At 73.1% G+C, this 24588-nt stretch carries 22 protein-coding genes; 15 read left to right on the top strand and 7 right to left on the bottom strand.

What is annotated here, in order from left to right; translation table 11 throughout:
• Nucleotides 1–35: 35 nt before the first annotated feature.
• Entirely contained in the window at nucleotides 36–383 is a 348-nt protein-coding gene (locus tag AQJ64_RS10235) for a GNAT family N-acetyltransferase (protein WP_059202574.1), read from the top strand.
• A 494-nt stretch (nucleotides 384–877) separates the two neighbouring features.
• Here the strand turns inward: AQJ64_RS10235 and gndA are convergent, their stop codons facing one another.
• Nucleotides 878–2317 carry an NADP-dependent phosphogluconate dehydrogenase gene (gene gndA / locus AQJ64_RS10230; protein ID WP_059202573.1) on the bottom strand — a complete coding sequence of 480 codons (1440 nt, stop codon included), beginning with the start codon at nucleotides 2315–2317 and terminating at the stop codon, nucleotides 878–880.
• Between the two features lie 164 nt (nucleotides 2318–2481).
• Here gndA and AQJ64_RS10225 point away from each other — a divergent pair, with 164 nt between their 5' ends.
• Nucleotides 2482–3651, top strand: coding sequence for a transglycosylase family protein (locus tag AQJ64_RS10225; RefSeq protein ID WP_055637563.1), 1170 nt, complete (start codon nucleotides 2482–2484; stop codon nucleotides 3649–3651).
• Here AQJ64_RS10225 and AQJ64_RS10220 read toward each other — a convergent pair.
• Complete coding sequence (locus AQJ64_RS10220; protein ID WP_055637562.1) at nucleotides 3641–4801, bottom strand: DMT family transporter; 1161 nt, start codon at nucleotides 4799–4801, stop codon at nucleotides 3641–3643. The genes AQJ64_RS10225 and AQJ64_RS10220 overlap by 11 nt on opposite strands.
• 209 nt (nucleotides 4802–5010) lie before the next feature.
• On the opposite strand from AQJ64_RS10220, the gene AQJ64_RS10215 reads away from it, so the two are divergent.
• The 5 genes from AQJ64_RS10215 (at nucleotide 5011) to AQJ64_RS10195 (ending at nucleotide 11322) form a co-directional block, all read left to right on the top strand.
• Nucleotides 5011–5778: a (2Fe-2S)-binding protein gene (locus AQJ64_RS10215; protein WP_055637561.1), complete on the top strand. Its 768-nt coding sequence runs from the start codon at nucleotides 5011–5013 to the stop codon at nucleotides 5776–5778.
• Nucleotides 5779–5817: 39 nt separating this feature from the next.
• On the top strand, nucleotides 5818–6990 hold the full coding sequence (glgA, locus tag AQJ64_RS10210) for a glycogen synthase (protein WP_055637560.1): 1173 nt from the start codon (nucleotides 5818–5820) through the stop codon (nucleotides 6988–6990).
• A gap of 54 nt (nucleotides 6991–7044) precedes the next feature.
• Entirely contained in the window at nucleotides 7045–8265 is a 1221-nt protein-coding gene (gene glgC / locus AQJ64_RS10205; protein ID WP_079061566.1) for a glucose-1-phosphate adenylyltransferase, read from the top strand.
• 102 nt (nucleotides 8266–8367) lie between these two features.
• On the top strand, nucleotides 8368–9726 hold the full coding sequence (locus AQJ64_RS10200; RefSeq protein ID WP_055637558.1) for a wax ester/triacylglycerol synthase family O-acyltransferase: 1359 nt from the start codon (nucleotides 8368–8370) through the stop codon (nucleotides 9724–9726).
• Between the two features lie 102 nt (nucleotides 9727–9828).
• Nucleotides 9829–11322 (top strand): SDR family NAD(P)-dependent oxidoreductase, encoded by a 1494-nt coding sequence (locus AQJ64_RS10195; RefSeq protein WP_055637557.1) that lies wholly within the window; start codon nucleotides 9829–9831, stop codon nucleotides 11320–11322.
• Here the strand turns inward: AQJ64_RS10195 and AQJ64_RS10190 are convergent.
• Nucleotides 11301–12095 (bottom strand): SDR family oxidoreductase, encoded by a 795-nt coding sequence (locus tag AQJ64_RS10190; protein WP_055637556.1) that lies wholly within the window; start codon nucleotides 12093–12095, stop codon nucleotides 11301–11303. The genes AQJ64_RS10195 and AQJ64_RS10190 overlap by 22 nt on opposite strands.
• Before the next feature lie 25 nt (nucleotides 12096–12120).
• Complete coding sequence (locus AQJ64_RS10185; protein ID WP_055637555.1) at nucleotides 12121–12564, bottom strand: inositol oxygenase family protein; 444 nt, start codon at nucleotides 12562–12564, stop codon at nucleotides 12121–12123.
• A gap of 455 nt (nucleotides 12565–13019) precedes the next feature.
• Here AQJ64_RS10185 and AQJ64_RS47865 point away from each other — a divergent pair, with 455 nt between their 5' ends.
• Nucleotides 13020–13193 carry a hypothetical protein gene (locus AQJ64_RS47865; RefSeq protein WP_107103433.1) on the top strand — a complete coding sequence of 58 codons (174 nt, stop codon included), beginning with the start codon at nucleotides 13020–13022 and terminating at the stop codon, nucleotides 13191–13193.
• 85 nt (nucleotides 13194–13278) lie between these two features.
• Here the strand turns inward: AQJ64_RS47865 and AQJ64_RS10180 are convergent, their stop codons facing one another.
• Together AQJ64_RS10180 and AQJ64_RS10175 are read right to left on the bottom strand one after the other, a co-directional pair.
• On the bottom strand, nucleotides 13279–14628 hold the full coding sequence (locus AQJ64_RS10180; protein ID WP_055637554.1) for an amidase: 1350 nt from the start codon (nucleotides 14626–14628) through the stop codon (nucleotides 13279–13281).
• A gap of 87 nt (nucleotides 14629–14715) precedes the next feature.
• Nucleotides 14716–15354: a FadR/GntR family transcriptional regulator gene (locus AQJ64_RS10175; protein WP_240512891.1), complete on the bottom strand. Its 639-nt coding sequence runs from the start codon at nucleotides 15352–15354 to the stop codon at nucleotides 14716–14718.
• A gap of 267 nt (nucleotides 15355–15621) precedes the next feature.
• On the opposite strand from AQJ64_RS10175, the gene AQJ64_RS10170 reads away from it, so the two are divergent.
• The 4 genes from AQJ64_RS10170 (at nucleotide 15622) to AQJ64_RS10155 (ending at nucleotide 19589) form a co-directional block, all read left to right on the top strand.
• On the top strand, nucleotides 15622–16965 hold the full coding sequence (locus AQJ64_RS10170) for an enolase C-terminal domain-like protein (protein WP_055637552.1): 1344 nt from the start codon (nucleotides 15622–15624) through the stop codon (nucleotides 16963–16965).
• The gene (locus tag AQJ64_RS10165) at nucleotides 16962–17720 is read left to right on the top strand and encodes an SDR family NAD(P)-dependent oxidoreductase (RefSeq protein WP_055637551.1); all 759 of its coding nucleotides are present in this window, start codon (nucleotides 16962–16964) and stop codon (nucleotides 17718–17720) included. Before AQJ64_RS10170 ends, AQJ64_RS10165 begins: the two co-directional genes overlap by 4 nt.
• Nucleotides 17717–18685, top strand: coding sequence for an aldo/keto reductase (locus AQJ64_RS10160; RefSeq protein WP_055637550.1), 969 nt, complete (start codon nucleotides 17717–17719; stop codon nucleotides 18683–18685). The genes AQJ64_RS10165 and AQJ64_RS10160 overlap by 4 nt, the downstream gene beginning before the upstream one ends.
• Nucleotides 18686–18746: 61 nt before the next feature.
• On the top strand, nucleotides 18747–19589 hold the full coding sequence (locus AQJ64_RS10155) for an amidohydrolase family protein (RefSeq protein ID WP_055637549.1): 843 nt from the start codon (nucleotides 18747–18749) through the stop codon (nucleotides 19587–19589).
• 76 nt (nucleotides 19590–19665) lie between these two features.
• Here the strand turns inward: AQJ64_RS10155 and AQJ64_RS10150 are convergent, their stop codons facing one another.
• Nucleotides 19666–21087 carry a lipase maturation factor family protein gene (locus AQJ64_RS10150; RefSeq protein WP_055637548.1) on the bottom strand — a complete coding sequence of 474 codons (1422 nt, stop codon included), beginning with the start codon at nucleotides 21085–21087 and terminating at the stop codon, nucleotides 19666–19668.
• 172 nt (nucleotides 21088–21259) lie between these two features.
• Between AQJ64_RS10150 and AQJ64_RS10145 the strand changes: the two genes are divergently transcribed.
• The 3 genes from AQJ64_RS10145 (at nucleotide 21260) to AQJ64_RS10135 (ending at nucleotide 24560) form a co-directional block, all read left to right on the top strand.
• A complete protein-coding gene (locus AQJ64_RS10145) occupies nucleotides 21260–21523 on the top strand; it encodes a hypothetical protein (protein ID WP_055637547.1) in 264 nt (87 codons plus the stop codon).
• Nucleotides 21524–21586: 63 nt separating this feature from the next.
• On the top strand, nucleotides 21587–23674 hold the full coding sequence (locus AQJ64_RS10140) for a SpoIIE family protein phosphatase (RefSeq protein ID WP_055637546.1): 2088 nt from the start codon (nucleotides 21587–21589) through the stop codon (nucleotides 23672–23674).
• Nucleotides 23675–23696: 22 nt separating this feature from the next.
• Entirely contained in the window at nucleotides 23697–24560 is an 864-nt protein-coding gene (locus tag AQJ64_RS10135) for an Fpg/Nei family DNA glycosylase (RefSeq protein ID WP_055637545.1), read from the top strand.
• The last annotated feature ends 28 nt before the right edge of the window (nucleotides 24561–24588 follow it).

The raw sequence follows: 24588 nt of genomic DNA, 5'->3' as shown, positions 1-24588 counted from the left end.
CCGTACCGACCGCACCCATCGAACCGGGAGTGCCCATGAGCGACATCGAGATCCGTGACGACCGGACGGCGGGCCGTCTCGAGGCCCTCGGCGAGGGGGCCGAGGTCGTGGGCCGCATCGAGTACTTCGTCCTGGAGTCGCCCGCGCGTGCCCTCGTCCCGGTGCACACCATCGTGGAGCCGGCCCACGAGGGCCAGGGCATCGCGGGCTCCCTCGCGCGGGAGCTGTACGGCATCGCCGCGCGCGAGGGCATCCCGGTCGCCCCCCTCTGCCCGTACGTCGTGAAGTGGGCCGCCCGCCATCCGGAGGAGGCCCCGCCGGCCGACCCCGCCCTGCTGGCCGCCGCCAAGGACTGGCTGCGCGCCCATCCCGGCCGTTTCTGACCGCCGGGCGGACCCACCCGGGTGAGTGTCCGGGGCGGTGCCGGGTACGCGGGGGAGTAGTCCAGAGCCGAGCGACACGACTGGCCGGAGGACACGATGACCACCCCACCCCCCGACCCCGTCCCACTCCCGGGCCCACCGGATCCCTACCCCAGCCCGGTCCCATCCCCGGAACCACCTCCAGCCCCCCAGCCCCCACCCATCCCGGGCCCACCCCCCGAACCGTCCCCGTCCCCCATCCCGCCAGGCCCAGAACCACCCCCGACCCCGGAACCGGGCCCGCCGTTGACCTGAAATCCGGCGGAGGTCGGACCTGGACCCGGCGGCCGGCGGACCCGGCGGCCGGCGGACCCGGGGGCCGGTTGACCCGGAGGCCGGTGGGCGGTGCTCGAAGACACCGCCCACCGCAACCCCGTCAGGGCGCGGGGAGCCGCGCGACCGGCCCCCACCCACGCGCACGCGCGCTTCGTCAGCCCCACGCCCCTCAACAGGCGCTACGCGCCCACCTCGGACCGGTCCCCACCCCACAACGTGTGGAACGCCCCCTCCCGGTCCACCCTGCGATAGGTGTGCGCCCCGAAGAAGTCCCGCTGCCCCTGAGTGAGCGCCGCGGGCAACCGCTCGGCCCGCAGCGCGTCGTAGTAGGCCAGCGCCGCGGCGAACCCGGGCGTGGGCACCCCCTGCCACACCGCGGCCACCACCACCTCGCGCCAGTCGTCCTGCGCGGCCCCGATCTCCGCCGCGAACGTCTCGTCCGACAGCAGGCTCGGCAGATCCGCCCGCGCGTCGTACGCCGCCCGGATCCGGTCCAGGAACGCTGCCCGGATGATGCAGCCGCCCCGCCAGATCGCGGAGACCGCGCCGAGGTCGATGTCCCAGCCGTACTCCTCGCTGCCCGCCGCGATCTCGTGGAAGCCCTGCGTGTACGACACGATCTTCGAGGCGTACAGCGCCTGCTCCACCCGGTCCGCGAACGCCGCCGCCTCCGCCTCGCCCAGCGGGGCCGCCTTCGGCCCGGCCAGGCCCCGCGACGCCTCCCGCAGGGCGGCATGCCCGGACAGCGACCGGGCGAAGACCGCCTCCGCGATCCCCGACACCGGCACCCCCAGATCGAGCGCGATCTGGACCGTCCAGCGCCCGGTGCCCTTCTGCTCGGCCTGGTCCACGACCACGTCCACGAACGGCTTCCCGGTCGCCGCGTCCCCGTGCGACAGCACCTCGGCCGTGATCTCGATCAGATACGAGTCCAGCCGGCCCCGGTTCCAGGTGCGGAAGATCTCCGCGATCTGCGCCGGCGTGTACCCGGCGACGTCCCGCAGCAGCTGGTACGCCTCACCGATCAGCTGCATGTCGGCGTACTCGATGCCGTTGTGGACCATCTTCACGAAGTGCCCGGCGCCGTCCGGCCCGACGTGCGTCACACAGGGCGCGCCGTCCGCCGCCTTCGCGGAGATCCTCTCCAGCATCGGTCCGAGCGAGCCGTACGACTCCGTCGAGCCGCCCGGCATGATGCTCGGCCCGTGCAGCGCGCCCTCCTCGCCGCCGGAGATGCCCGTGCCGACGAAGTGCAGGCCCTGCTCACGCAGTTCGCGCTCCCGGCGCCGGGTGTCCGCGAAGTGCGCGTTGCCGCCGTCGATGATCATGTCACCGGGTTCGAGGAGCGGGGCGAACTCCCGGATGACCGCGTCGGTCGGCTCCCCGGCCTTCACCATGATCACCAGTCGGCGGGGCCGCTCCAGCGCCGCCACGAAGTCCTTGGCGGTCTCCGCCGCCACGAAGGCTCCTTCGTGCCCGAACTCCTCCACCAGCGCGTGGGTGCGCGCCGCCGTCCGGTTGTGCAGCGCCACCGTGTAACCGTTGCGCGCGAAGTTGCGGGCGAGATTGCGGCCCATGACCGCGAGTCCCGTCACACCGATCTGCGCTGTAGTGCTCATAGGGCTGGCTCCTAGGGGTGGTGCCGGTCTGTTTCGTCCTGGTGCCCATCCTTACGGGTTTCCCGCGCCCGTGGGCGAACCCGGAGCGGCTGATTGCGGTCTTGTCACGGGCTGTGAACGGCCCGTACTTTTGCCCCTCCTGACGCTTGTCGAGGGGGAACTCCATGGCCGTACGCGGCCGGCACCGCCGGTACCAGCCGAACAGGATCAACCGGGCCTCACTCACGGTCACCGCGGGCGGCGCCGGTATGGCGATACCGCTCATCGGGGCCGGCGCGGCCCAGGCGGCCGACGTGGACACCTGGAACAAGGTCGCCGCCTGCGAGTCCAGCAACAACTGGCACATCAACACTGGCAACGGCTTCTACGGCGGCCTCCAGTTCACCCAGTCGACCTGGGAGGCGTACGGCGGCAAGCGGTACGCCCAGCGCGCCGACCTGGCCACCAGGGACCAGCAGATCGCCGTCGCGGAGAAGGTCCTGGATGGCCAGGGGCCCGGCGCCTGGCCGGTGTGCTCGGTACGGGCCGGACTGGCCCGGGGCGGCGACACCCCCGACATCCACCCGAACGGCACCTCCGGCAGCACCTCCACCAAGTCGGCGAAGTCGGCGAAGTCGGCGAGGACAACGCTGAAGGACGTGCAGCCGCAGGCCACGCCCCAGTCCCGGGCCGGTACCGCCGAGATGTACACCGTCGTCCGCGGCGACACCCTCTCCGGCATCGCCGACACCGAGGACGTCCAGGGCGGCTGGCGGCGGCTCTACGCCGCGAACCGGACCACGATCGGCGCCGATCCCGACCTGATCCTGCCGGGCCAGCGGCTGAAACTGCGCGCTCCGGCCGGCACGAAGGCCCCCACGACGAGCCCGAGCACGTCCAGATCCCGTACCGAGAAGGAATCCGACGCCGACGACAAGGCGCAGACCGGCCATTCCCTGGTCGCCCCCGTCGCCGCGGCCACCGGGACCCCGTACCACGCGACCGGCTCCTCCTGGTCGAAGGGCTACCACACCGGCGTCGACTTCCCCGTCCCCACCGGGACCTCCGTGAAGGCGGTCGCCGCGGGCACGGTCGTCAGCGCGGGCTGGGGCGGGTCCTTCGGCTACCAGGTGGTCATCCGGCACGCCGACGGCCGCTACACCCAGTACGCCCATCTGTCCGCGATCTCCGTGCGGGACGGGCAGTCGGTGGGCGGCGGGCAGCGCATCGGGCGCTCCGGCTCCACCGGCAACAGCACGGGCCCGCATCTGCACTTCGAGGTGCGGACGGGGCCCGGTTTCGGCTCGGACGTCGACCCGCTGGCCTATCTGCGGGCCGGCGGCGTCAGGATTTGACACGCACCCGGTGCCGGTCGACGGCCGGCATCGGGATGTACGTCGCGCTCCAGAGCGGGCTCTGGAGGAACACCATCGGCCGGCCGGCCGGGTCCGGCGCCTGGTCGAGGTCGTCGTCGAGGTCGTCGAGGGGCTCCCCGGCCTGGACCGGTACGAGCGGCTTCTCGAGCCGCTCCTGCCGCATGCCGTCCCGCATCTCCACGGCGGCCAGCAGCTCCTCCGGCAGGTCCGCCATGAGCGGTGCCGACGCGGTGTCCGCCGCCGTCAGGGCCGGCCCCGCCGGTTGTGCCGGTGCGGCCACAGCCCCGGCCACAGCGGATCCTCCTTGAAGACGCTCGGTGGTCAGCAGGATGAGCCCACCCGCCGCCACCACTCCACAGCCCAGGGCGAGCACGGTGCCCGTCGTGCCGTACCGGAACGTCTCGCCGAACATCGTGATGCCGACCGCGGCGGCCACCACCGGGTTGACCACGGTCAGTGTGGCCAGCGGCGCCGCGAGGCCCGCGCCCCGGTAGGCGGCCTGCGACAGCAGCATGCCCGCCGTGGCCAGTACGCCGATCACGGCGAGGGAGGGCACGTCGGCCGTCGAGACACCGCCGGTCCAGTCGACCGCGACGGTCTTGGTGAAGACGGACGACATGCCGAAGGCTATGCCGGACGCGGTCGCCAGCAGCATGCTGCGCACCGCCGGATGCCGGTGCGCGGCCCGCCCGGCCGCCATCAGGGCCACCACCGCACCGGCAGTCACCAGGGCCACGCCCACCCGCTGCGCGGTGCTCAGCGACTGCGCGTCGGAGGCGCCGACCAGGGAGAGCAGACCGGCCAGACCCACCGTCGCCATGATCGCGCCCCGCCAGGCCGTCGCCCCGGCCCTGCGGCCGACGAACAGCGCCGCCATCGGCAGCGCGAACACGATGGTCAGCGCGCCCAGCGGCTGCACCAGGCTCAGCGGGCCGTAGGCCAGCGCCACCACGTGCAGCAGCCCGCCGAGCCCGTTCAGCACGACCGCCGCCCACCAGCCGGGGCGGCGCAGCGGCGCGTACTCCCCGTCCGGCGACGACACCGCGACCTGCTCCTGCACGATCGCGCCGGAGGCGTACGCCACGGCGGAGACCAGCGACAGGACCACGGACAACGCGAGGGCGCTCATGAGCTGCTCCTCTGCGTGAGGCCGGGGCCCGGGACCCGGCGCGGCGAACGGTGGGCTCTCATAACCAACACGATGCCTTGGCGATCTGTTCCCGTCGTCGTACCTGAGCACTCAATGCCTCCTACTGCCGATGGAGTACGACGGGACCACCGTCCTCCCTCAGACGGGTGACGTCTGAGGGATCCCCCTGATCTCCGCTACGGCCGCCCTTGGTACTACTGCACGTCGTGGACCTCGACCCCGAACTCGCCGCGCTGCGCCCGCTCGGCGGCTTCTTCCTCCTACGCGTGGCCGCAGAACCGCCGCGCCCGCTGCCGACCCTCGCGCACACCTACGAAAACCTGTCGTCGGATGTTTACGGGAATTCCCTGACTTTCCGGGTCCGGAAGGTGAACCGGGCACTGCGGGCCCCCGAGGAGCGGATCGGGGCCTCCGTGGCCCAGCAGGGGCTCGCGGCCCGGCTGTGGTCGGCGGCCCTCGGCTGTGCCGTCCTGTACGGCGCGCTCCCCGACCTGGATCCGCGGCTGCTGCGCTGGGACCCGGACGGCAGCGCCCCCGACGACCTCTGGCTGACCGAGGTCGGGGCGCTGCCCGCGGACGCCGCGACCCTCGCCGCCGTCGTACTGGACGGTCATCTCGAACCGCTGTCGGCGGCCCTGCGCGCCCACCACCGGGTCGCACCCGGCCTGCTGCGGGGCAACGCCGCCTCCGCCCTGGCCGGCGCCGCCCGGCAACTGGAGCAGTGGGCCCACACGCACGGCCGGCCCGGGACCGCCGCACGCGCGCGTGCCCTCACCGCCGAACTGTTCACCCACCCGCTCCTCGCGGACACCGGCATCCGCACCGGCACCCCGGCCGGCACCGCCTTCCGCCGCAGCAGCTGCTGTCTCTACTACCGGGTGCCCGGCGGCGGAGTCTGCGGCGACTGTTGCTTCACACGACCCCCGCGCTCTTCCCCGCGCGCCCCGTCTGGGTGACCATGAAGGGAACCAGCCGTTGAGAATGGGGGGTTCCGGGTGCGAGTGGGACTGCTGACCCGGGAGTACCCCCCGGACGTGTACGGCGGCGCGGGCGTCCATGTCGAGTTCCTCGCCCGGGAGTTGCACCGGCTCGTCGACCTCGACGTGCACTGCTGGGGCGAGAGCTCCCTGCGGGAACGCGCGGAGGGCGTCCAGCGCCACCGCCCCTGGTCCGCCCTGGACGGCGCCAACGACGCGCTGCGCACCTTCTCCGTGGACCTCGCCATGGCCGCCGCCCTCGAAGGCCGCGAACTCGTCCACTCGCACACCTGGTACGCCAACCTCGCCGGCCATCTCGCCAAGGAGCTGCACGGCGTCCCGCACGTGGTGACCGCGCACTCCCTGGAGCCCCTGCGCCCCTGGAAGGCCGAGCAACTCGGTGGCGGCTACGCCCTGTCGAGCTGGGCCGAGCGGACCGCGCTGGAGGCCGCCGACGCGGTGATCGCCGTATCGGCGGCGATGCGCGAGGACATCCTCACCTGCTACCCCGCGCTCGCCCCGGAGCTGGTGCACGTGGTGCACAACGGCATCGACACCGGCCTCTACCGCCCGGACCACGGCACCGACGCCCTGGCCAGGATCGGACTGGACCCGGACCGCCCCTACGTGCTGTTCGTCGGCCGCATCACCCGCCAGAAGGGCGTGCCCCATCTCCTGCGTGCCGTACGGGACATCGACCCGGCCGCCCAGGTGGTGCTCTGCGCGGGCGCCCCCGACACCCCGGAGATCGACCAGGAGTTCCGCGACCTGTTCGCCGGACTGAGCCGCGCCCGCGACGGCGTGCACTGGATCCCGCGTATGCTCCCGCGCCCCGAGGTGATCCAACTCCTCACCCACGCGGCCGTGTTCGTCTGCCCTTCGGTGTACGAGCCGCTCGGTATCGTCAATCTGGAGGCGATGGCCTGCGGCACCCCCGTGGTCGCCTCCCGGGTCGGCGGGATACCGGAGGTCGTCGAGGACGGGGTGACCGGTGTCCTCGTACCGGTCGACGAGGAGGACGCCGTGTTCGAGGCGGGACTCGCCCGGGCGCTGGACGCGGTCCTCGGCGATCCGGGGGCCGGACGCCGGATGGGGGAAGCCGGGCGGGTGCGCGCGGTGGACGAGTTCGGCTGGGACGCGGTGGCCCGGCGGACGGTCCGGCTGTACGAGGAGATCCTCAAACAGGCGTAGCGGGCCCCGCGGCGGGGCATCCATGGGTACCAACCAGGGTGAGGGGAGCGACCAATGCGTCGTGGTGGACCTTCTGTGCTCGGCATCGTGCTGGCGGGCGGCGAGGGCAAGCGACTGATGCCCCTGACCGCGGACCGGGCCAAACCCGCCGTCACGTTCGGCGGCACCTACCGGCTCGTCGACTTCGTACTGTCCAACCTCGTCAACGCCGACATCCTGCGCATCTGTGTGCTCACGCAGTACAAGTCGCACTCGCTGGACCGGCACATCACCACCACCTGGCGGATGTCCAGCCTGCTCGGCAACTACGTCACCCCGGTACCCGCCCAGCAGCGGCTCGGCAAGCGCTGGTACCTGGGCAGCGCCGACGCCCTCCTCCAGTCGCTGAACCTGGTCTACGACGAGCGGCCCGAGTACGTCGCCGTGTTCGGCGCCGACCACGTGTACCGCATGGACCCGCGCCAGATGCTCACCCAGCACATCGACAGCGGCGCCGGGGTCACGGTGGCCGGGATCCGGGTGCCGCGCGGCGAGTCGTCCTCCTTCGGGGTGATCACCCCCGGCTCGGACGGCCAGACGATCGAGAACTTCCTGGAGAAGCCCGCCGACCCGCCCGGTCTGCGCGACGACCCCGACACCGTGTTCGCCTCCATGGGCAACTACCTCTTCACCACCAAGGCCCTCATCGAGGCCCTCCAGCGGGACGCCGAGGAGGAGGACTCGGTGCACGACATGGGCGGCTCGATCCTGCCCCAGCTCACCCGGCGGGGCGAGGCCCAGCTGTACGACTTCAGCGCCAACCACATCCCCGGCGAGACCACCCGCGACCAGGGCTACTGGCGGGACGTCGGCACGCTCGACGCGTACTACGACGCCCATATGGACCTGATCGCCGAGCGGCCCGCCTTCAACCTGTACAACCGCAGCTGGCCCATCTACACCCACTCCTACCAGCTCTCGCCGGCCCGCTTCAACGCGGGCGGCATGGCCAGCGAGTCGATCATCAGCGCGGGCTGCCTGATCCGCGGCCAGGTCACCCGGTCCGTGCTCTCGCCCGGTGTCCGGGTCGACCCGGGAGCGGTCGTCCAGGGCTCGATCCTGCACGACAACGTCCACATCGGGCGGGGCGCGGTGGTGCGCGGCGCGGTCCTGGACAAGAACGTGGAGGTCCCGCCCGGCGCGACCATCGGGGTCAACCCCGAGCGTGACGGAGAGCTGTACACCGTGTCCGAGAACGGGGTCATCGCCCTCGGGAAGGGACAGCGGGTGTCATGAACTTAATCGGCTGTTAACTGTACGTAGCCTGGACATGCTTGACCGTAATCACCTCCAAGGGGTTGACTGCTGCCTCACCCGTCGACGACGCGAGGCAAGCCCTTGTCTGCTGATGATCTCCTGGCACCGCTCGACCTGGCGTTCTGGAACATCGAGTCCCCCGAGCACCCGATGCACCTCGGTGCTCTCGGGGTCTTCGCCGCGCAGTCGCCCAGCGCGGGCGCCCACGGGGCCGACCTGCTCGCCGCGCGCGCGGCGGCCGTCCCCGGGCTGCGCATGCGGATCCGGGACGTGTGGCGGCCCTTCGACCCCGTCCTGCCGCTCGATCTGCGCCGCCCGCTCGCCCTGGGCGGTGCGGTGCGTGAGGCCGACCCGGACTTCGACCCCCACCGGCACGTCCGGCTGCACGCCGCCACGGCCGACTTCCAGACCGCGGCCGGCCGGCTCATGGAGCGCCCCCTGGAGCGCGACCGCCCGCCCTGGGAGGCGCACGTCCTGCCGGGCGAGGACGGCCTGTCCTTCGCGGTGCTGTTCAAGTTCCACCACGCCCTCGCCGACGGACTGCGCGCCCTGGCGCTCGCCGCCGCCGTCCTGGACCCCATGGACCTGCCCGCGTCCCGGCCGCGCCCCGCCGAGCCCGCGCGGGGTCTGATCCCCGATGTGCGCAGACTCCCCGGGATGCTGCGCGGCGCCGTCTCCGACGTGGGGCGCGCCCTCGACATCGGCGCCTCCGTCGCCGTGTCGCGGCTGGGCGTACGGTCCACCCCCGCGCTCGCCGCCCCACCCACCGGCACCCGCCGCACCGCCGGGGTGGTCCTCGACCTCGACGACGTGCACCGCGTCCGCAAGGTCGTCGGCGGCACCGTCAACGACGTCCTGATCGCCGTGGTTGCCGGGGCGCTGCGCAGCTGGCTGGACGAGCGCGGCGACGGCAGCGAGGGCGTACGCCCCCGGGCGCTGATCCCGGTCTCCAAGCGCCGCCCGCGCACCGCGCACCCGCAGGGCAACCGGCTCTCCGGGTACCTGATACGGCTTCCGGTCGACGACCCCGACCCGCTCGGCCGGCTCGCCCAGGTCCGCACCGCCATGGACGCCAACAAGGACGCCGGGCCCGGCCGGGGCGCGGGCGCCGTCGCCCTGCTCGCCGACCATGTCCCGGCGCTCGGCCACCGGCTCGGCGGACCGCTGGTCAGCCAGGCCGCCCGGCTCTGGTTCGACATCCTCGTCACCAGCGTCCCGCTGCCCAGCCTCGGTCTGAAGCTCGGCGGGAACCCGGTCACCGAGGTGTTCCCGTACGCCCCGCTGGCCCGCGGCCAGTCCCTGGCGGTCGCCGTCTCGACGTACCGCGGCCGGGTCCACTACGGGCTGGTCGCCGACGGCGCGGCCGTCCCCGACCTCGACCGGTTCGCGCACGCGCTGATCACCGAGGTGGAGACACTCATCACGGCCTGCGGTTCCTGACCGGAACGGGTTTGGAGGAGAGGCCCGGCGCTCCGTAGACTTCCCCGTTCGAAAGCGGGCGCGGTCGGAGCGCCGCACTTCTCAGCAGGGAACAGCAGCGCGATGACGGTGACAGAGGACGGATCGGCCGCCACCGAGGAGATGGTGTACGGCCCCGGCATCGACCCCGAGCGGCTGGCCGTCTGCCTCGGCGTGCTCGAGGAACTCGACAAGCTGGAGGTCGACCACCCGGACGCGATCGCCGTGCGCCGGGCCACCGCCGGCATCTACCGCACGGTGAAGCAGCGCCGCCGCCAGGAGCGCCGGGCCTCCAAGACCGCCCACGACAAGGCGGTCACCGAGGCCACCGCGACCGGCTCCGCGCAGCGCATCGACGACGAGACCGAGGGCATCCTGCCGTCGTCCGTCACCGAGGAGGGCCGGATCGCCGGGATACTCCAGCGCCCGCGCTCCTGCTACACCTGCAAGACCCGGTACGTCGAGGTCGACTACTTCTACCACCAGCTCTGTCCCGACTGCGCCGGGCTGAACCGTGCCAAGCGCGACGCCCGCGCCGACCTCACCGGCAAGCGGGCCCTGCTCACCGGCGGCCGCGCCAAGATCGGCATGTACATCGCGCTCCGGCTGCTGCGCGACGGCGCGCACACCACGATCACCACGCGCTTCCCCAAGGACGCCATCCGCCGCTTCACGGCCATGGACGACTCCGCCGACTGGATCCACCGGCTGGAGGTCGTCGGCATCGACCTGCGCGACCCGGCGCAGGCCGTGGCCCTCGCCGACCAGGTCGGCGCCGCGGGTCCGCTGGACGTCCTGATCAACAACGCCACGCAGACCGTACGGCGCCTGCCGACCGCCTACGCCGCGCTGGTCGACGGCGAGAGCGCCCCGCTGCCCGCCGGTGAGCTGCCCGCCCACCATGTCATCGGGGCCTTCAACTCCGGCGCGGTCGACGGACTGGCCGCGCTGCCCGTCGGCACCAGCGGCCTGGACGCGCAGAAGGTCGCCGACCTCGCCCTGGTCGCGGGCAACGCCAGCGTCGCCCGGCACCTCGACGGCACCGCCATCGACGCGGGCGGGCTGGTCCCGGACGTCGTCGAGAGCAACACCTGGGTGCAGACCATCGAGCAGATCTCCCCGGTGGAGCTGCTGGAGACCCAGCTGTGCAACTACACCTCGCCGTTCATCCTGATCAGCAAGCTGCGGCCGGCGATGGCCGAGGCGGCCCGGCGGGCGGGGAGCGGGCGGTCGTACGTCGTGAACGTCTCGGCGATGGAGGGCGTCTTCGGCCGTGGCTACAAGGGCGCGGGGCATCCGAACACCAACGCCGCCAAGGCCGCGATGAACATGGTCACGCGGACCAGCGCGCAGGAGATGTTCCAGACCGACGGGATCCTGATGACCTCCGTCGACACCGGGTGGATCACCGACGAGCGGCCCCACTTCGACAAGCTGCGGCTCGCCGAGGAGGGGTTCCACGCGCCGCTGGACCTGGTCGACGGGGCGGCCCGGGTGTACGACCCGGTGGTGCGGGGTGAGGCCGGTGAGGACGTGTACGGGGTCTTCCTGAAGGATTACGCGCCGGGCAAGTGGTGAGTGGTGCGGGTCGTGGGGGGTGCTGTGCGTGCCCTTCTCACACGCGTACCGCCGTCCACCAGCACGTCTGCTCCGGTGATCCACGCTGCGGCGTCCGAGGCCAGCCAGAGGACCGCTCCGGCCACGTCCTCCGGCTCGCCGATGCGCTCCAGCGGCAGGCCCGCCGCGATCTCGTCCTCCCCCGGCTCCCACACGAACCGTGCCATCTCCGTCCGTACCAGGCCGGGGGAGACCGAGTTGACCCGGACCGCCGGCCCGAGTTCGCCCGCGAGCTGTTGGGTGAGGTGGAGGAGGGCCGCCTTGCTGGTGCCGTAGGCGCCGACGCCGGGGCCCACGTGGCCCGCGCCCTCCGTGCAGATGTTGATCACGGTTCCGCCGTGTTCGCGCATCCAGCCGTGCCAGGCGCACTGCACGAGTCGTAGCGGAGCCTCGACGTTGACGGTGAAGGCCTCGCGCCACAGGGCCGGGTCCGCGTCCATGAGGGGGCCGTACGGCTGGTTCGTCGCCGCGTTGTTGACCAGGACGTCCAGGCGGCCGAACGTGCTCAGGCACAGGTCGGTGAGCGCCTCGGGGTGCCCGGGGTCCGCGATGCTCCCGGGCAGGCCCACCCCGCCCAGCTCACGGGCGGTCCGCCGGACCTCGTCGGGGTTCCGGGCGCTCACGCAGACCTGCGCCCCCGCCTCCGCCAGGGTCCGTGCCACCGCCCGGCCGATGCCCCGGGTGGCGCCCGTGACGACGGCGGCCCTGCCGTGCAAGCCGTACGACGAGGTCATCGGGGTACGGTCTCACGGCGGGCGCTCAATCGACAGCCCCGAGACGGGAGTTGCGGGCCGCGATCAGCTCCAGCACCGTGCGCCAGTCCTCCAGGACCCCCGCGTCGACGCCGGGGGAGCGGCCGTCCTCGTCGGCCTGGTGGAGACGGGCCAGGTCGTCGTCGGTGCCGCGCCAGGGGTGCAGCCGGAGCAGATGGGCGACGCGGGGGCCGAGCAGGGGGCGTACGGCCTTGGCGGTGCGCTCGGCGCGGCCGGTGGGGTCCGCGGGGCGCAGGAGGCGGCCGATGGGGTGGACCAGGCCGGTCAGCTGGAGTTCCTTGTCCGCGGGCCGACTTCGGCGCAGCAGCGCCGCCGTCTGGAGCGCGTGGTCGTGCAGGTCGACCCCGTGGGCCGGCCCGCCCGGGGACTCGGGCACGCCCCGGCACGCGTACAGCAGGTCCATCAGCTCCTCGACGCTGCGCAGCTCCATGCGTCAGTCCTCCCGCGAGACAGCCGTTCGGTACCTCAGCAGATCATGGCGTGCTTGCGACGGGGCGAACGGCACTTGAACGACGCGGCCGACCGTCGCCCGGACGGGGCCGCCTACGCCGGACGGGTGAACTCGACAGGTGCGAAACCACCGAAAAGGGTTCAATTCACCTACACGGTGCCGTAGGTGACACGCCATGGTTACCTCAAATTTTCGGCGCTATCGAGCGGCACCCCGCTCATTTGGTTAGTCTGTATCGACGGACAGCAGGACGGAGTGCCACCCACACCCACCGTCCGTCTGGGACGCGCCGGTTCACAACGGCCAGCTCTCCTGGGAGTCACCGGCACCACCGCGTCGCCATCGACTCCAGCCCGACCCGAGGGAGCGTTAAGCGCCGGACCGCAGACTGGCCGGCACGCCCCGAGGGTGACCCGACACATAAGGAGTGCGCGGTGACACCGGAGAAGACGAATCGCGAACAACGCCCCAAGGAACGCACGGAGCGCGCCGGCCGCAGGCCCGGCGAGATCGGCAGCCTCGACGTGTGGGCGCGCTCCGCCCCGATCCGCCTGGCCGGCTACGAGGACGACCTCGCCGAGGACCACATCCTGCCCAGCGTGGACTGAGCCGCCCGGCCCACCCTCGCGATCCGCCGACCGCATGGACGTGGCACTCCGCGGGCCACGCCCATGCGGCCCCGGCCGCTCGCGCTCAGTCGAGCGGCGCCGTCCGCGTCCATGGGCGCAGCCCCTCCAGCTGCTCCGCGACCCGCAGCAGCTCCGCCTCGGACCCGGGCCGCCCCACCAGCTGCACGGCGGCCGGCGCCCCCGAGGGCAGCGTGCCGAACGGCACCGCCATCGCGGGCCACCCGGTCAGGTTCCACGGCGGCGTGAGCGGCGAGTAGTTCGTGTTGGCCAGCACATTGCGCAGCCAGCCCCGCTCGTGCCACGGCTGTGACCTCGGCGAACGCCGCGCCAGCGCCGGCGTGAGCAGGACGTCGTACTCCTCGAAGAACGGCTCCAGGCGCCGGCGCAGCTCCTCCCGCGCCGAGCCGCCCCGCACCCCGTTCAGAAAGCGCCGGCCGAGCGCCGCGTGCACCCGGGTGCGCCGGGTCAGCAGCCGGGCGTCCAGGGGCGCCGCGTCCACGGCCGTGCCCGCCGTCCAGTGGGCCAGCGAGGTCACGCCCAGCGACAGCGGGAAGCTCGGGTCGGCCCGCCGTACCTGATGGCCCGCCTTCATCAGCACCCCGGCCGCGTCCCGCGCCGCGGCCGCGTACGGGGCGCTCACCGTGACCCCCGCCAGCGGACTGCGCACCGACACCGCGATCCGCAGCGCGCCGGGCTCGTCGTCCTGCCGTACGGCCCCCGTGTCGTCCGCCAGGACCGACAGCATCAGCCGGGCGTCCTCGACCGTCGTGGCCAGCGGGCCGTTCTCCGACATCCCGAACCAGTCGCCGTCGCCTATGCCCGCGGGCACCACCCCGTGCCCCGGCTTGATGGTCACCAGACCGCAGTTGGCGGCGGGTATGCGCAGGGAGCCCATGCCGTCGTTGCCGAGCGCGATCGGCACCATCCCCGCGGCCACCGCCGCCGCGCTGCCGCCGGACGAGCCGCCCGCCGTGCGCGAGGTGTCCCAGGGGTTGCGGGCCGTGCCGTGCACGCCCTCGGTGGTGCCGAAGACACACAGCTCCGGCACGTTCGTCAGCCCCACGACCACCGCACCGGCCTCCCGCAGCCGGGCCACGGTCACATGGTCGGCACCGGCCGGCGTGTCCGGGGTCGCGGCCGAGCCGACCCGGGTCGACTCGCCCCGCACCGCCAGATTGTCCTTGACCGCCACCGGCACCCCGGCCAGCGGCAGTTCGGCCAGATCGGAGCGGGCCGCCACCTCGTCCGCCTCGGTGAGCGCGGCCTCGGCCCGCACCACCCGGAACGCCCCGATCCGGCCGTCCAGGCGTGCGATCCGGGCGAGGTGCTCCGCCACCACCTCACGCGGGGTGACCCGCTTCTCCCGCACGGCGGCGGCGATCTCGACGGCGGTCCTGCCGACCCAGGTGGTCACGGCGACTCCTTGGTGCTACTGGTGAGTACGTAGGGAGAAACCATGCCCGGCCCGGCGGCCCGAGTCGAGAGGCCGCCGGGGAATCGGTCAGGAACCCACCTGCGCCCGGAGCCACTCCTCCACCTCGCCGACATGCGCGGCCGCCGCCGCGCGGGCCGCCTCCGGATCGTGCGCGGCGAGGGCGCGGTGGATCGCGGCGTGCTCGCGCCGGGTGCGGTCGAACGCCCCCTCCTCGCGGTAGCCGCGCCACACCCGGGCCCTGAACGTGCGCGAGGACAGGCCCTCCAGGATCGCCGCCATCGTCTCGTTGCCCGCGGCCTCGGCGATCGCCCGGTGGAAGGCGAGGTCGTGGGCGAGGATCTCCTCCGGGTCCTCCGTCGCGTTCATCGCCGCCAAGTGGCCCTCCACCACGGCCAGTTGGGCGGGGGTGATCCGAGCGGCGGCCAGCGCGGTCGCCGTCGACTCCAGGATCCGCCGCACCTCCAGCAGCTCCACCAGCCGCGGCCCGCGCGAGAGATCGGCGACCACCCCGAACGTCTCCAGCAGATCACCGGCCTGGAGCTGGGTGACGTAGATCCCGGAGCCGTGCCGCGCCTCCAGCACGCCGAGGACCGTCAGCGCCCGGATCGCCTCCCGCATCGAACTGCGGGAGATCCCCAGCTGGGCCGCGAGATCACGCTCGGTCGGCAGTCGCTGGCCCGGCTCCAGCAGCCCCTCGCCGATCATCGCCTTGATCCGCTCGATGGCGCGCTGCGTCACCGTGCCCTTGGGGGCGGCGCCCCCGCCCTGCCGCGGCTCGTCCACGTGCACTCTCCTCCTCGCCGGTGCCGCGCAGTCTAACCATGGATGTGGTCGGACCACTTGGGTCAATACCGCCCCTTGGCCCCGGTCGGGGGCTGTTGCGGGGCCGAAGTGGTCTGATAAATATTGCGGCTGTCGCACCAAGCACGTCAGCTGCTGTCGCACGAAGCACGCCAGATGAGGAGCCGGCCGATGGCGCCGCCGACCACCGCCCGTGTCACCGCGGTCGAGACCCACGACATCCGCTTCCCCACCTCGCGCGACCTCGACGGCTCCGACGCGATGAACCCGGACCCCGACTACTCGGCCGCCTATGTCGTGCTGCGCACCGACGCCGCCGACGGCCACGAGGGGCACGGCTTCACCTTCACCATCGGCCGGGGGAACGACGTGCAGGTCGCCGCCATCGAGGCCCTGCGCGCCCATGTGGTCGGCCGGTCCGTCGACGCGCTCTGCGCCGACCCCGGCACCCTGAGCCGCGACCTGATCGGTGACAGCCAGCTGCGCTGGCTCGGCCCCGAGAAGGGCGTGATGCACATGGCGATCGGCGCGGTCGTCAACGCCGCCTGGGACCTCGCCGCCAAGCGCGCGGACAAACCGCTGTGGCGGCTGCTCGCCGAGGCCGACCCCGCCTGGCTCGTGAGCCAGATCGACTTCCGTTACCTCACCGACGCCCTCACCCCCGACGAGGCCCTGGCCCTGCTGGTGCACGGCAGGGAGGGCGCCGCCGAGCGCACCGCGCACCTGCTGGAGCGCGGCTACCCCGCCTACACCACCTCCGCCGGCTGGCTCGGCTACGACGACGAGAAGCTGACCCGGCTCGCCGTCCGGGCCGTCGCCGACGGCTTCCGGCAGATCAAGCTGAAGGTCGGCGCGGACCTCGCCGACGACGTACGGCGCTGCCGTGCCGCCCGTGCCGCCGTCGGCCCCGGGATCCGGCTCGCGATCGACGCCAACCAGCGCTGGGACGTCGACGAGGCGATCCGCTGGACCCGCGCCCTCGCCGAGTTCGACCCCTACTGGATCGAGGAACCCACCAGCCCCGACGACATCCTGGGCCACGCCGCCGTCCGCCGGGCCGTCGCCCCGGTCAAGGTGGCCACCGGCGAACACGTCCACAACCGCGTCGTCTTCAAGCAGCTCCTCCAGGCCGGCGCCCTCGACGTCCTCCAGCTCGACGCCGCCCGCGTCGGCGGCGTCAACGAGAACCTCGCGATCCTGCTGCTCGCCGCCAAGTTCGGCGTCCCGGTCTGCCCGCACGCGGGCGGCGTCGGCCTGTGCGAACTCGTCCAGCACCTGTCGATGTTCGACCACGTCGCCCTCACCGGCACCACCGAGGACCGCGTCATCGAATACGTCGACCATCTGCACGACCACTTCCTCGACCCGGTGGTGATGCGGGCGGGGCACTACGCGGCGCCCACCGCGCCGGGGTTCTCGGCGGCCATGCGCCCCGAGTCGATCGAGCGCTACACCTACCCGGGCGGCACCTTCTGGGCCGCCGATCTCGCTGCACGGAAGGAGAACGAGGCGTGAGCGACTTCGCGGGGCTGAGTGCCCTGGTGACCGGGGGCGCGTCCGGCATCGGCCGGGCCACCGCCGCACTGCTGGCCGAGCGCGGCGCCCGGGTCGCCGTCCTCGACCTGGACCCCTCCGGCGTCGACAAGCCCCTCCTCGGGTACCGCGCCGACGTCACCGACGACACCTCCGTCCGCGCGGCGGTCGCGGCGGCCGTCGCCGACCTCGGCGGGCTGGACGTCCTGGTCAACAACGCGGGCATCGGCGCCCAGGGCACCGTCGAGGACAACGACGACGCCGAATGGCACCGCGTCCTCGACGTCAACGTGGTCGGCATGGTCCGGGTGGCCCGCGCCGCCCTGCCCCACCTCCGGCAGTCGGAACACGCCGCGATCGTCAACACCTGCTCCATCGCCGCCACCGCGGGCCTGCCCCAACGGGCGCTCTACAGCGCGACCAAGGGGGCCGTCCTCTCGCTCACCCTCGCCATGGCCGCCGACCACGTCCGCGAGGGCGTCCGGGTCAACTGCGTCAACCCCGGCACCGCCGACACCCCGTGGATCGGCCGGCTGCTGGACGCGGCCGCCGACCCGGCCGCCGAACGCGCCGCCCTGGAGGCCCGCCAGCCCAGCGGCCGCCTCGTCAGCGCCGCCGAGGTCGCCGGCGCCGTCGCCTATCTGGCGAGCCCCCTCTCCGGCGCCACCACCGGCACCGCCCTCGCCGTGGACGGCGGCATGCAGGGGCTGCGCCTGCGCCCGGCGGCGACCCGGTGACCGCCCTCGGCCGCAGCCCCGTCCAGGTCACCGGCCTGGCCCTCGGCACCGCCCCCCTCGCCAACCTCTACACCGAGGTGTCCGAGGAACAGGCCCACGCCACCGTCGCCGCCGCCTGGCGCCACGGCGTGCGCTACTTCGACACCGCACCGCACTACGGACTGGGCCTCTCCGAGCGCCGCCTCGGCGCCGCCCTGCGCGCCCACCCGCGCACCGCGTACACGGTGTCCACCAAGGTGGGCCGCCTCCTGGAGCCCTCTGCGGACGGCGGCGACGACCTGGCCAACGGCTTCGCGGTGCCCGCCACCCACCGCCGCGTCTGGGACTTCAGCGCCGACGGTGTACGGCGCTCCCTGGACGCCTCCCTCGAACGCCTCGGCCTCGACCGCGTCGACGTCGTCTATCTGCACGACCCCGACGACCACGCCGAACAGGCCTTCCGCGAGGGCTACCCCGCCCTGGAGAAGCTCCGCTCCGAGGGCCTGGTCGGGGCCATCGGCGCGGGCATGAACCAGGCCGAGATGCTCACCCGGTTCGTCCGCGAGACGGACGTCGACGTGGTGCTCTGCGCGGGCCGCCACACCCTGCTCGACCAGCGCGCCGCCGCCGAGCTGCTGCCGGCGGCCGTCGAGAGGGGCGTGTCCGTCGTCATCGGCGGCGCCTTCAACTCCGGGCTGCTCGCCGACCCCGGCCCCTCCGCCACGTACAACTACGCGCCCGCCCCGCCCGAGTTGCTCGACAAGGCGCGGCGCATGAAGGCGGTGGCGGAGCGGCACGGCATCACACTGCGCGCCGCCGCCCTGGCCTTCTGCGCCGCCCACCCGGCGGTCGCGAGCGTCCTGGTCGGCGCCCGCTCGGCGGCGGAGGCCGACGACTGCGCGGAGCAGTTCGCCACCCCGGTCCCCGCCGCCTTCTGGCAGGAGCTGCGGGACAGCGGACTGCTGCCGCCGGAGGAGGGGGCATGAGGGTCGCCCCGCACACCCGCCAGGGCGCCGACACCGCCCTGCCCGTCGTAGGGGAGCTGCCGTGACCGTGGACGCCCACCACCATGTGTGGGACCTGTCCGTACGGGACCAGGACTGGATCGAGGCGGGCAGCCCGCTCCGCCGCGACTTCACCCTCGCGGACCTGGAACCCGGGGCCCGCGCCGCCGGAGTCGACCGCACGGTCCTCGTCCAGACGGTCACCGTGGCCGAGGAGACCCCCGAGTTCCTCGCGCTCGCCGCCACGCACCCGCTGATCGCGGGCGTCGTCGGCTGGACCGACCTCACCCGCCCGGACACCGCCGACGAACTCGCCCGGCTGCGCGGACTCCCCGGCGGCCGCTACCTCAAGGGCGTCCGCCACCAGGTCCAGGGCGAACCCGACCCCGGCTGGCTGCTGCGCCCGGACGTGCAGCGGGGCCTGGCCGCCGTGGCGGCGGCGGGCCTGGTCTACGACCTGGTGGTCCTCCCGCACCAGCTGCCCGCCTGCGCCAAGGCCGCCGCCGCCCTGCCGCAGCTCACCTTCGTCCTCGACCACCTGGGCAAACCCCCCGTCGCCTCCGGCGCCCTGGAACCCTGGGCCTCCGGCATCCGCGCCCTCGCCGCCCTCCCCAACACCGTCTGCAAGCTCTCCGGCCTGCTCACCGAGGCCGACCCCGCCCACCGGACGGCGGACGACCTGCGCCCGTACGCCGACACCGTCCTCGACGCCTTCGGCCCGGACCGGCTGATGTTCGGCTCGGACTGGCCGGTGTGCACGCTCGCGGCCCCGTACGAGGACGTCGTCGCCGTCACGGCCGAGCTGGTGAGCCCCTCCGAACGCGGGCAGCTCCTCGAGAGCACCGCCCTGCGCGTCTACGGCCTCGACCAGCGGCTGCCCGGCTGAACGACCACGACGGCTTCGCCGGGGCGTACGCGCCGGGGAAGGAGAACCGCGGCCGGCCGTCGGATCCCCCCTCCGGTCACGGCGCCTGAACCGTCGCCGTCAGCCGGGTCGGCGGCAGGTACTCCCGTACGTAGGTGCGGTCCCAGCACGCGCCCGTCTCCCGCAGCTCCCGCCAGGTGGTGTACCGGTAGCGGAAGAGACGGGCGCGGACGTACCGCGGCGGCTCACCGGGCGGGAAGGGCGAGCGGCGCAGCAGTCTCAGCGTGTCGCGGTCCTCCTCCAGCAGCCGTTCCACCAGCGCGCCGAACCATGGTCCGGCGTACGCCGGGGAGAGCGCCGCGAACCACATCAGCCAGTCCAGCCGCAGATGGCAGGGGGCGAACTGGCGCGGCCAGCGCCGGGGATCACCCGGCTTGCCCTTGAACTCGTACTCCCGCCAGTCCGAGTCCTCGCGGGGGACGTCGTCCCGCGTGCCCTCGACCACCACCTCGTAGCGGATCCGGCTCACGCTGCCGAACGCGCCGTAGGTGTTGACCAGGTGCAGCGGGTCGAAGGAGCGGTTCATCACCTGGCGGCGGGAGACCATGTTGACCACCGGGTGGTAGCTCAGGAGGACGATCAGCGCCGCCGCGGCGAGGACCACCACCTCGTACCAGAGCGGTGGGCCGGCCGACCGCCGGTGGCCGGTGGGCAGGTCCAGGGCGGGCACGGCCAGCACCACCGTGATCCAGTTCAGCCAGGCGAAGTTGCCCGACAGGATCAGCCACAGCTGGGTCAGGATCATCAGCGACGCGGCCGCCGTGGCCACCGGCTGGGGCGCGAACAGCAGGAACGGCACCACGAGTTGGGTGAGGTGGTTGGCGGCCGCCTCCACCTGGTGCAGCGGCCTGGGCAGATGATGGAAGAACCAGCTCAGCGGACCGGGCATCGGCTGGGTCTCGTGGTGGTGGTAGAGACAGGTCAGCTTCCGCCAGCACGCGTCGCCCCGCATCTTGATCAGCCCCGCCCCGAACTCCACCCGGAACAGCAGCCAGCGCACCAGGAAGAGCACCACGACCGGCGGGTCCACCTCGTCGTTGCCGAGGAACACCGCGAGGAAACCGGTCTCCAGCAGCAGCGACTCCCAGCCGAACGAGTACCAGGTCTGGCCGACGTTCACGATCGACAGATACAGCGCCCACGGCACCAGCCACAGCAGCATCCCCGCCCAGAGCGGGAGCAGCCCGTCGAGCCCCGCCAGCAGCGCCGCCGACACCGCGCACCCCGCCCAGGCGCAGCCCGCGAACAGCCGGTCGGAGTAACGCCACTGGAACAGGCTGGGCGCCGCCCGGAACGGCACCCGCTCGACGTAACGGGGGACCGGCAGCATCCCGCGCTCGCCCAGCAGCGCACGGAACTGAAGGACCGCCGTCAGGAACGCGACCAGATACACACCGGCCAGCGCCCGCTGGAACAGCAGCCGGCTCAGCCAGTATTCGGGTGCGGTGAACCAGTCCACGGCGGTGCGCTCCTTCGGTGTCCCTCGTTCTCTTCCGTTCTCCTGCGCTCTCCTGCGCTCTCTTCCGTCGCGGTCGTCGTGACGGTGCGTGGCCCCCGGCTCCGTTTGCGTCACCCCCGTGAGTGAAGCAGACAATGGTGGCGAAATGACCCTGTCATGGAGGAGGCACGAGGTGCGAGTACCCGTCGCGACCGTCACCGCCTGCGCGCTCTCGGCCGTGCTCCTCGTCACCGGCCGTGCCGGTGCGGGGGAGGCGGAGGAGAGCGGCACATCGCCGGACGCCGGAGTCGTCCAGCCGGACCAGGGTTCCGTCGAGGACATCGGGCCCGAGACCGTCCCCGAGATCCCCGACCTGCCCGACGGCGGCGGGCTGGTCCCGGACGGGCTCGACGAGTCCGACACCACCGAACTGGTCGACGGCGTCGCCCTGAACTGACCCGGCCGCCCGGTCCACCCCTCCCCGGTCGAAGAATCGGCCGAATCCTGGCAAGGTGGCCCCATGGTTGATCGGGGAGCGAGCGCCCTGTCACTCCCGGACGACTGGCCCGCCCACCCGGATCCGATCCTGGCGCTCAACCGCATGGGCAGCTTCGACTGGGACCTGGACTCGGGGCTGTTCCACATGGACGCCCGGGCCCACGAGATCTTCGACCTGCGGCCCGACGAATACGACGGCGACCCCGCCTCCCTCGCGATCCGGGTGCCCCCGAACGAGGGCATCCGGCTGGACGAGCTGGTCTCCCAGGCCATCAAGGACGGCAGCGAGAACTACGGCGCCTACTTCCGGATGCGGCTGCGCGACGGCACCCTCCGCTGGACCCACACCCAGGGCTACATCCGCCGCGACGACACCGGCCGCCCCCGCCGGATCGTCGGCATCGTCCGGGACGCCACCGACGAGCTGAGCGACCTCGCCGTCCGTGACGAGGCCGCCGCCCTCGACGACGCCCGCCGCGAGCAGACCAACGTCGTCCAGCTCACCACGGCCGCCCTCGCGCACGCCCGGACGGTGCAGGACGTCATCGACGTCCTGAAGGACACCCAGGGCCTCACCCACCTCGGCGCCACCAGCCTCGTCATGGGCCTCGTCGAGGCCGGGCGGATCCGGCTGGTCGCCGAGGGCCCCGAGGGCAGCTTCGTCCCCGGCACCCTGGTCACCCGCATCGACGAGCCGTATCCGATGAGCGAGGTCGTGCGCACCCTCACGCCCCGTTTCATCGAGTCGGCGGACGAGTTCGCGGCCGGCTACCCCGTGCTGTGGCCGCACATCACCGACCTCAGGATCACCTCGGCGGCCTATCTGCCGCTGATCGTCCAGGCCCGCCCGATCGGTGCCATGGGCCTGCTCTACAGCAACCGCGAGGGCTTCACCCAGGAGGAGCGCAACATCCTCGTCGCCCTCGGCAGCAGCATCGCCCAGAGCCTCCAGCGCGCGATGTTCTACGAGCAGGAGAAGGACATCGCCCAGGGCCTCCAGCAGGCCATGCTGCCCCGCACCATCCCCAGTGTGCCCGGCGCCGACGTCGCCGTCCGCTACCGCGCCGCCACCATCGGCGGCACCCTCGGCCGGGACATCGGCGGCGACTGGTACGACCTGATCCCGCTGCCCGGCGGCCGGGTCGGCGCCGTCATCGGGGACGTCCAGGGCCACGACACGCACGCCGCCGCCGTCATGGGCCAGCTCCGCATCGTCCTCAGGGCCTACGCCGCCGAGGGCCACACCCCGGCCACCGTCATGGCCCGCGCCTCCGTCTTCCTGCACGAACTCGACACCGACCGCTTCGCCACCTGCCTGTACGCGGAGGCCGACCTGTCCACCGGCGTCGTCCAACTGGTCCGCGCCGGGCACATCGACCCCCTGCTGCGCGCCGCCGACGGCAGCTGCCGTCGCGTCCACGTCCCGGGCGGGCTGCCGCTCGGGCTGTCCGCCGAGTTCGGCAGCCTCGAGTACCCCGTCGGCACCATCGAGCTCGACCCCGGCCACACCCTGCTGCTGTGCACCGACGGCCTGGTCGAACAGCCCGGCACCGACCTCGACGACGGCATGCGGGGCCTCGCCGCCCTCGTCGCCGCAGGCCCCGACGACGTGCGCAAACTCGCCGACCAGCTGATCGACGTCGCCGAGGAGCGCGGCGGGGACGACGACGTGGCGCTGCTCCTGCTGCGCCGGCGCGGACTCGACACCCCGCAGACCGGCGGACGGCTCCAGCAGCATGTCGCGCCCGGCGACCCGGAGGCGCTCACCGCCGCCCGGCACATGATCCGGGCCGCCGTGCGCGCCTGGGGCGCCCGTGACCGCGCCGACGAGATCGAACTCGTCGCCGACGAACTGATCACCAACGCCCTGATGCACACCGAGGGCGCCGCGATCGTCACCCTGCGGGTCCTCACCGGCGGCGACCGGCGGCTGCGCGTCGAGGTCGAGGACTCCTCCAGCGCCCTGCCGCGCCGCCGCGAGGCAGGAGAGAACGGGGTCTCCGGACGCGGGCTGCTCCTGGTGGACCTGCTCGCCGACGTGTGGGGCGTGGAGGCGCGCGGCGGCGGCAAGTGCGTGTGGTGCGAGTTCGTCGTGCGCGAGCGCGACTGACCTCGCGTGGCACCCTGGACCCATGCCGGAACTTCCCGAGGTCGAAGCGCTGAAGGACTTCCTGACGGAGCACGTCGTCGGGCATGAGATCGTGCGCGTCCTGCCGGTCGCCGTCAGCGTCCTGAAGACGTACGACCCACCCGTCACCGCCGTCGAGGGGCACGAGGTCACCGCGGTGCGCCGGTACGGCAAGTTCCTCGACCTGGGGACGGACGCCGGCCTCCATCTCGTCACCCACCTGGCCCGGGCCGGCTGGCTGCACTGGAAGGACCGCCTCCCCGACGGCCCGCCCAAGCCCGGCAGGGGCCCCCTCGCCCTGCGGGTCGCCCTGGAGACGGGCGAGGGCTTCGACCTCACCGAGGCCGGCACCCAGAAGCGGCTCGCGGTGTACGTCGTCCACGATCCGCGGCAGGTCCCCGGGGTCGCCCGGCTGGGCCCCGACCCGCTCGCCGCCGACTTCGACGAGTCCCGCCTCGCCGGGCTCCTCACGGGTGAACGCCGGCAGCTCAAGGGCGCGTTGCGCGACCAGAGCCTGCTCGCGGGCGTCGGCAACGCCTACAGCGACGAGATCCTGCACGCGGCGAGGATGTCCCCGTTCAAACTCGCCGCCTCGCTGACCCCGCCGGAGATCCACACCCTGTACGAGGCCCTGCGCACCACCCTCACCGAGGCGGTCGAGCGGTCGCGGGGGCTGGCCGCCGGGCGGCTGAAGGCCGAGAAGAAGAGCGGGCTGCGGGTCCACGGGCGCACCGGCGAGGCCTGTCCGGTGTGCGGCGACACCATCCGCGAGGTCTCCTTCAGCGACTCCTCGCTCCAGTACTGCCCCACCTGCCAGACCGGCGGCAAGCCGCTCGCCGACCGGCGGATGTCACGGCTGCTGAAGTGACACGGCTGCTGAAGTGACACGGGGCGGT

Origin of the sequence: Streptomyces griseoruber, assembly GCF_001514205.1 — a bacterium.
Lineage (GTDB): Bacteria > Actinomycetota > Actinomycetes > Streptomycetales > Streptomycetaceae > Streptomyces > Streptomyces griseoruber.
This window is presented reverse-complemented; position numbering and strand designations above follow the sequence as displayed.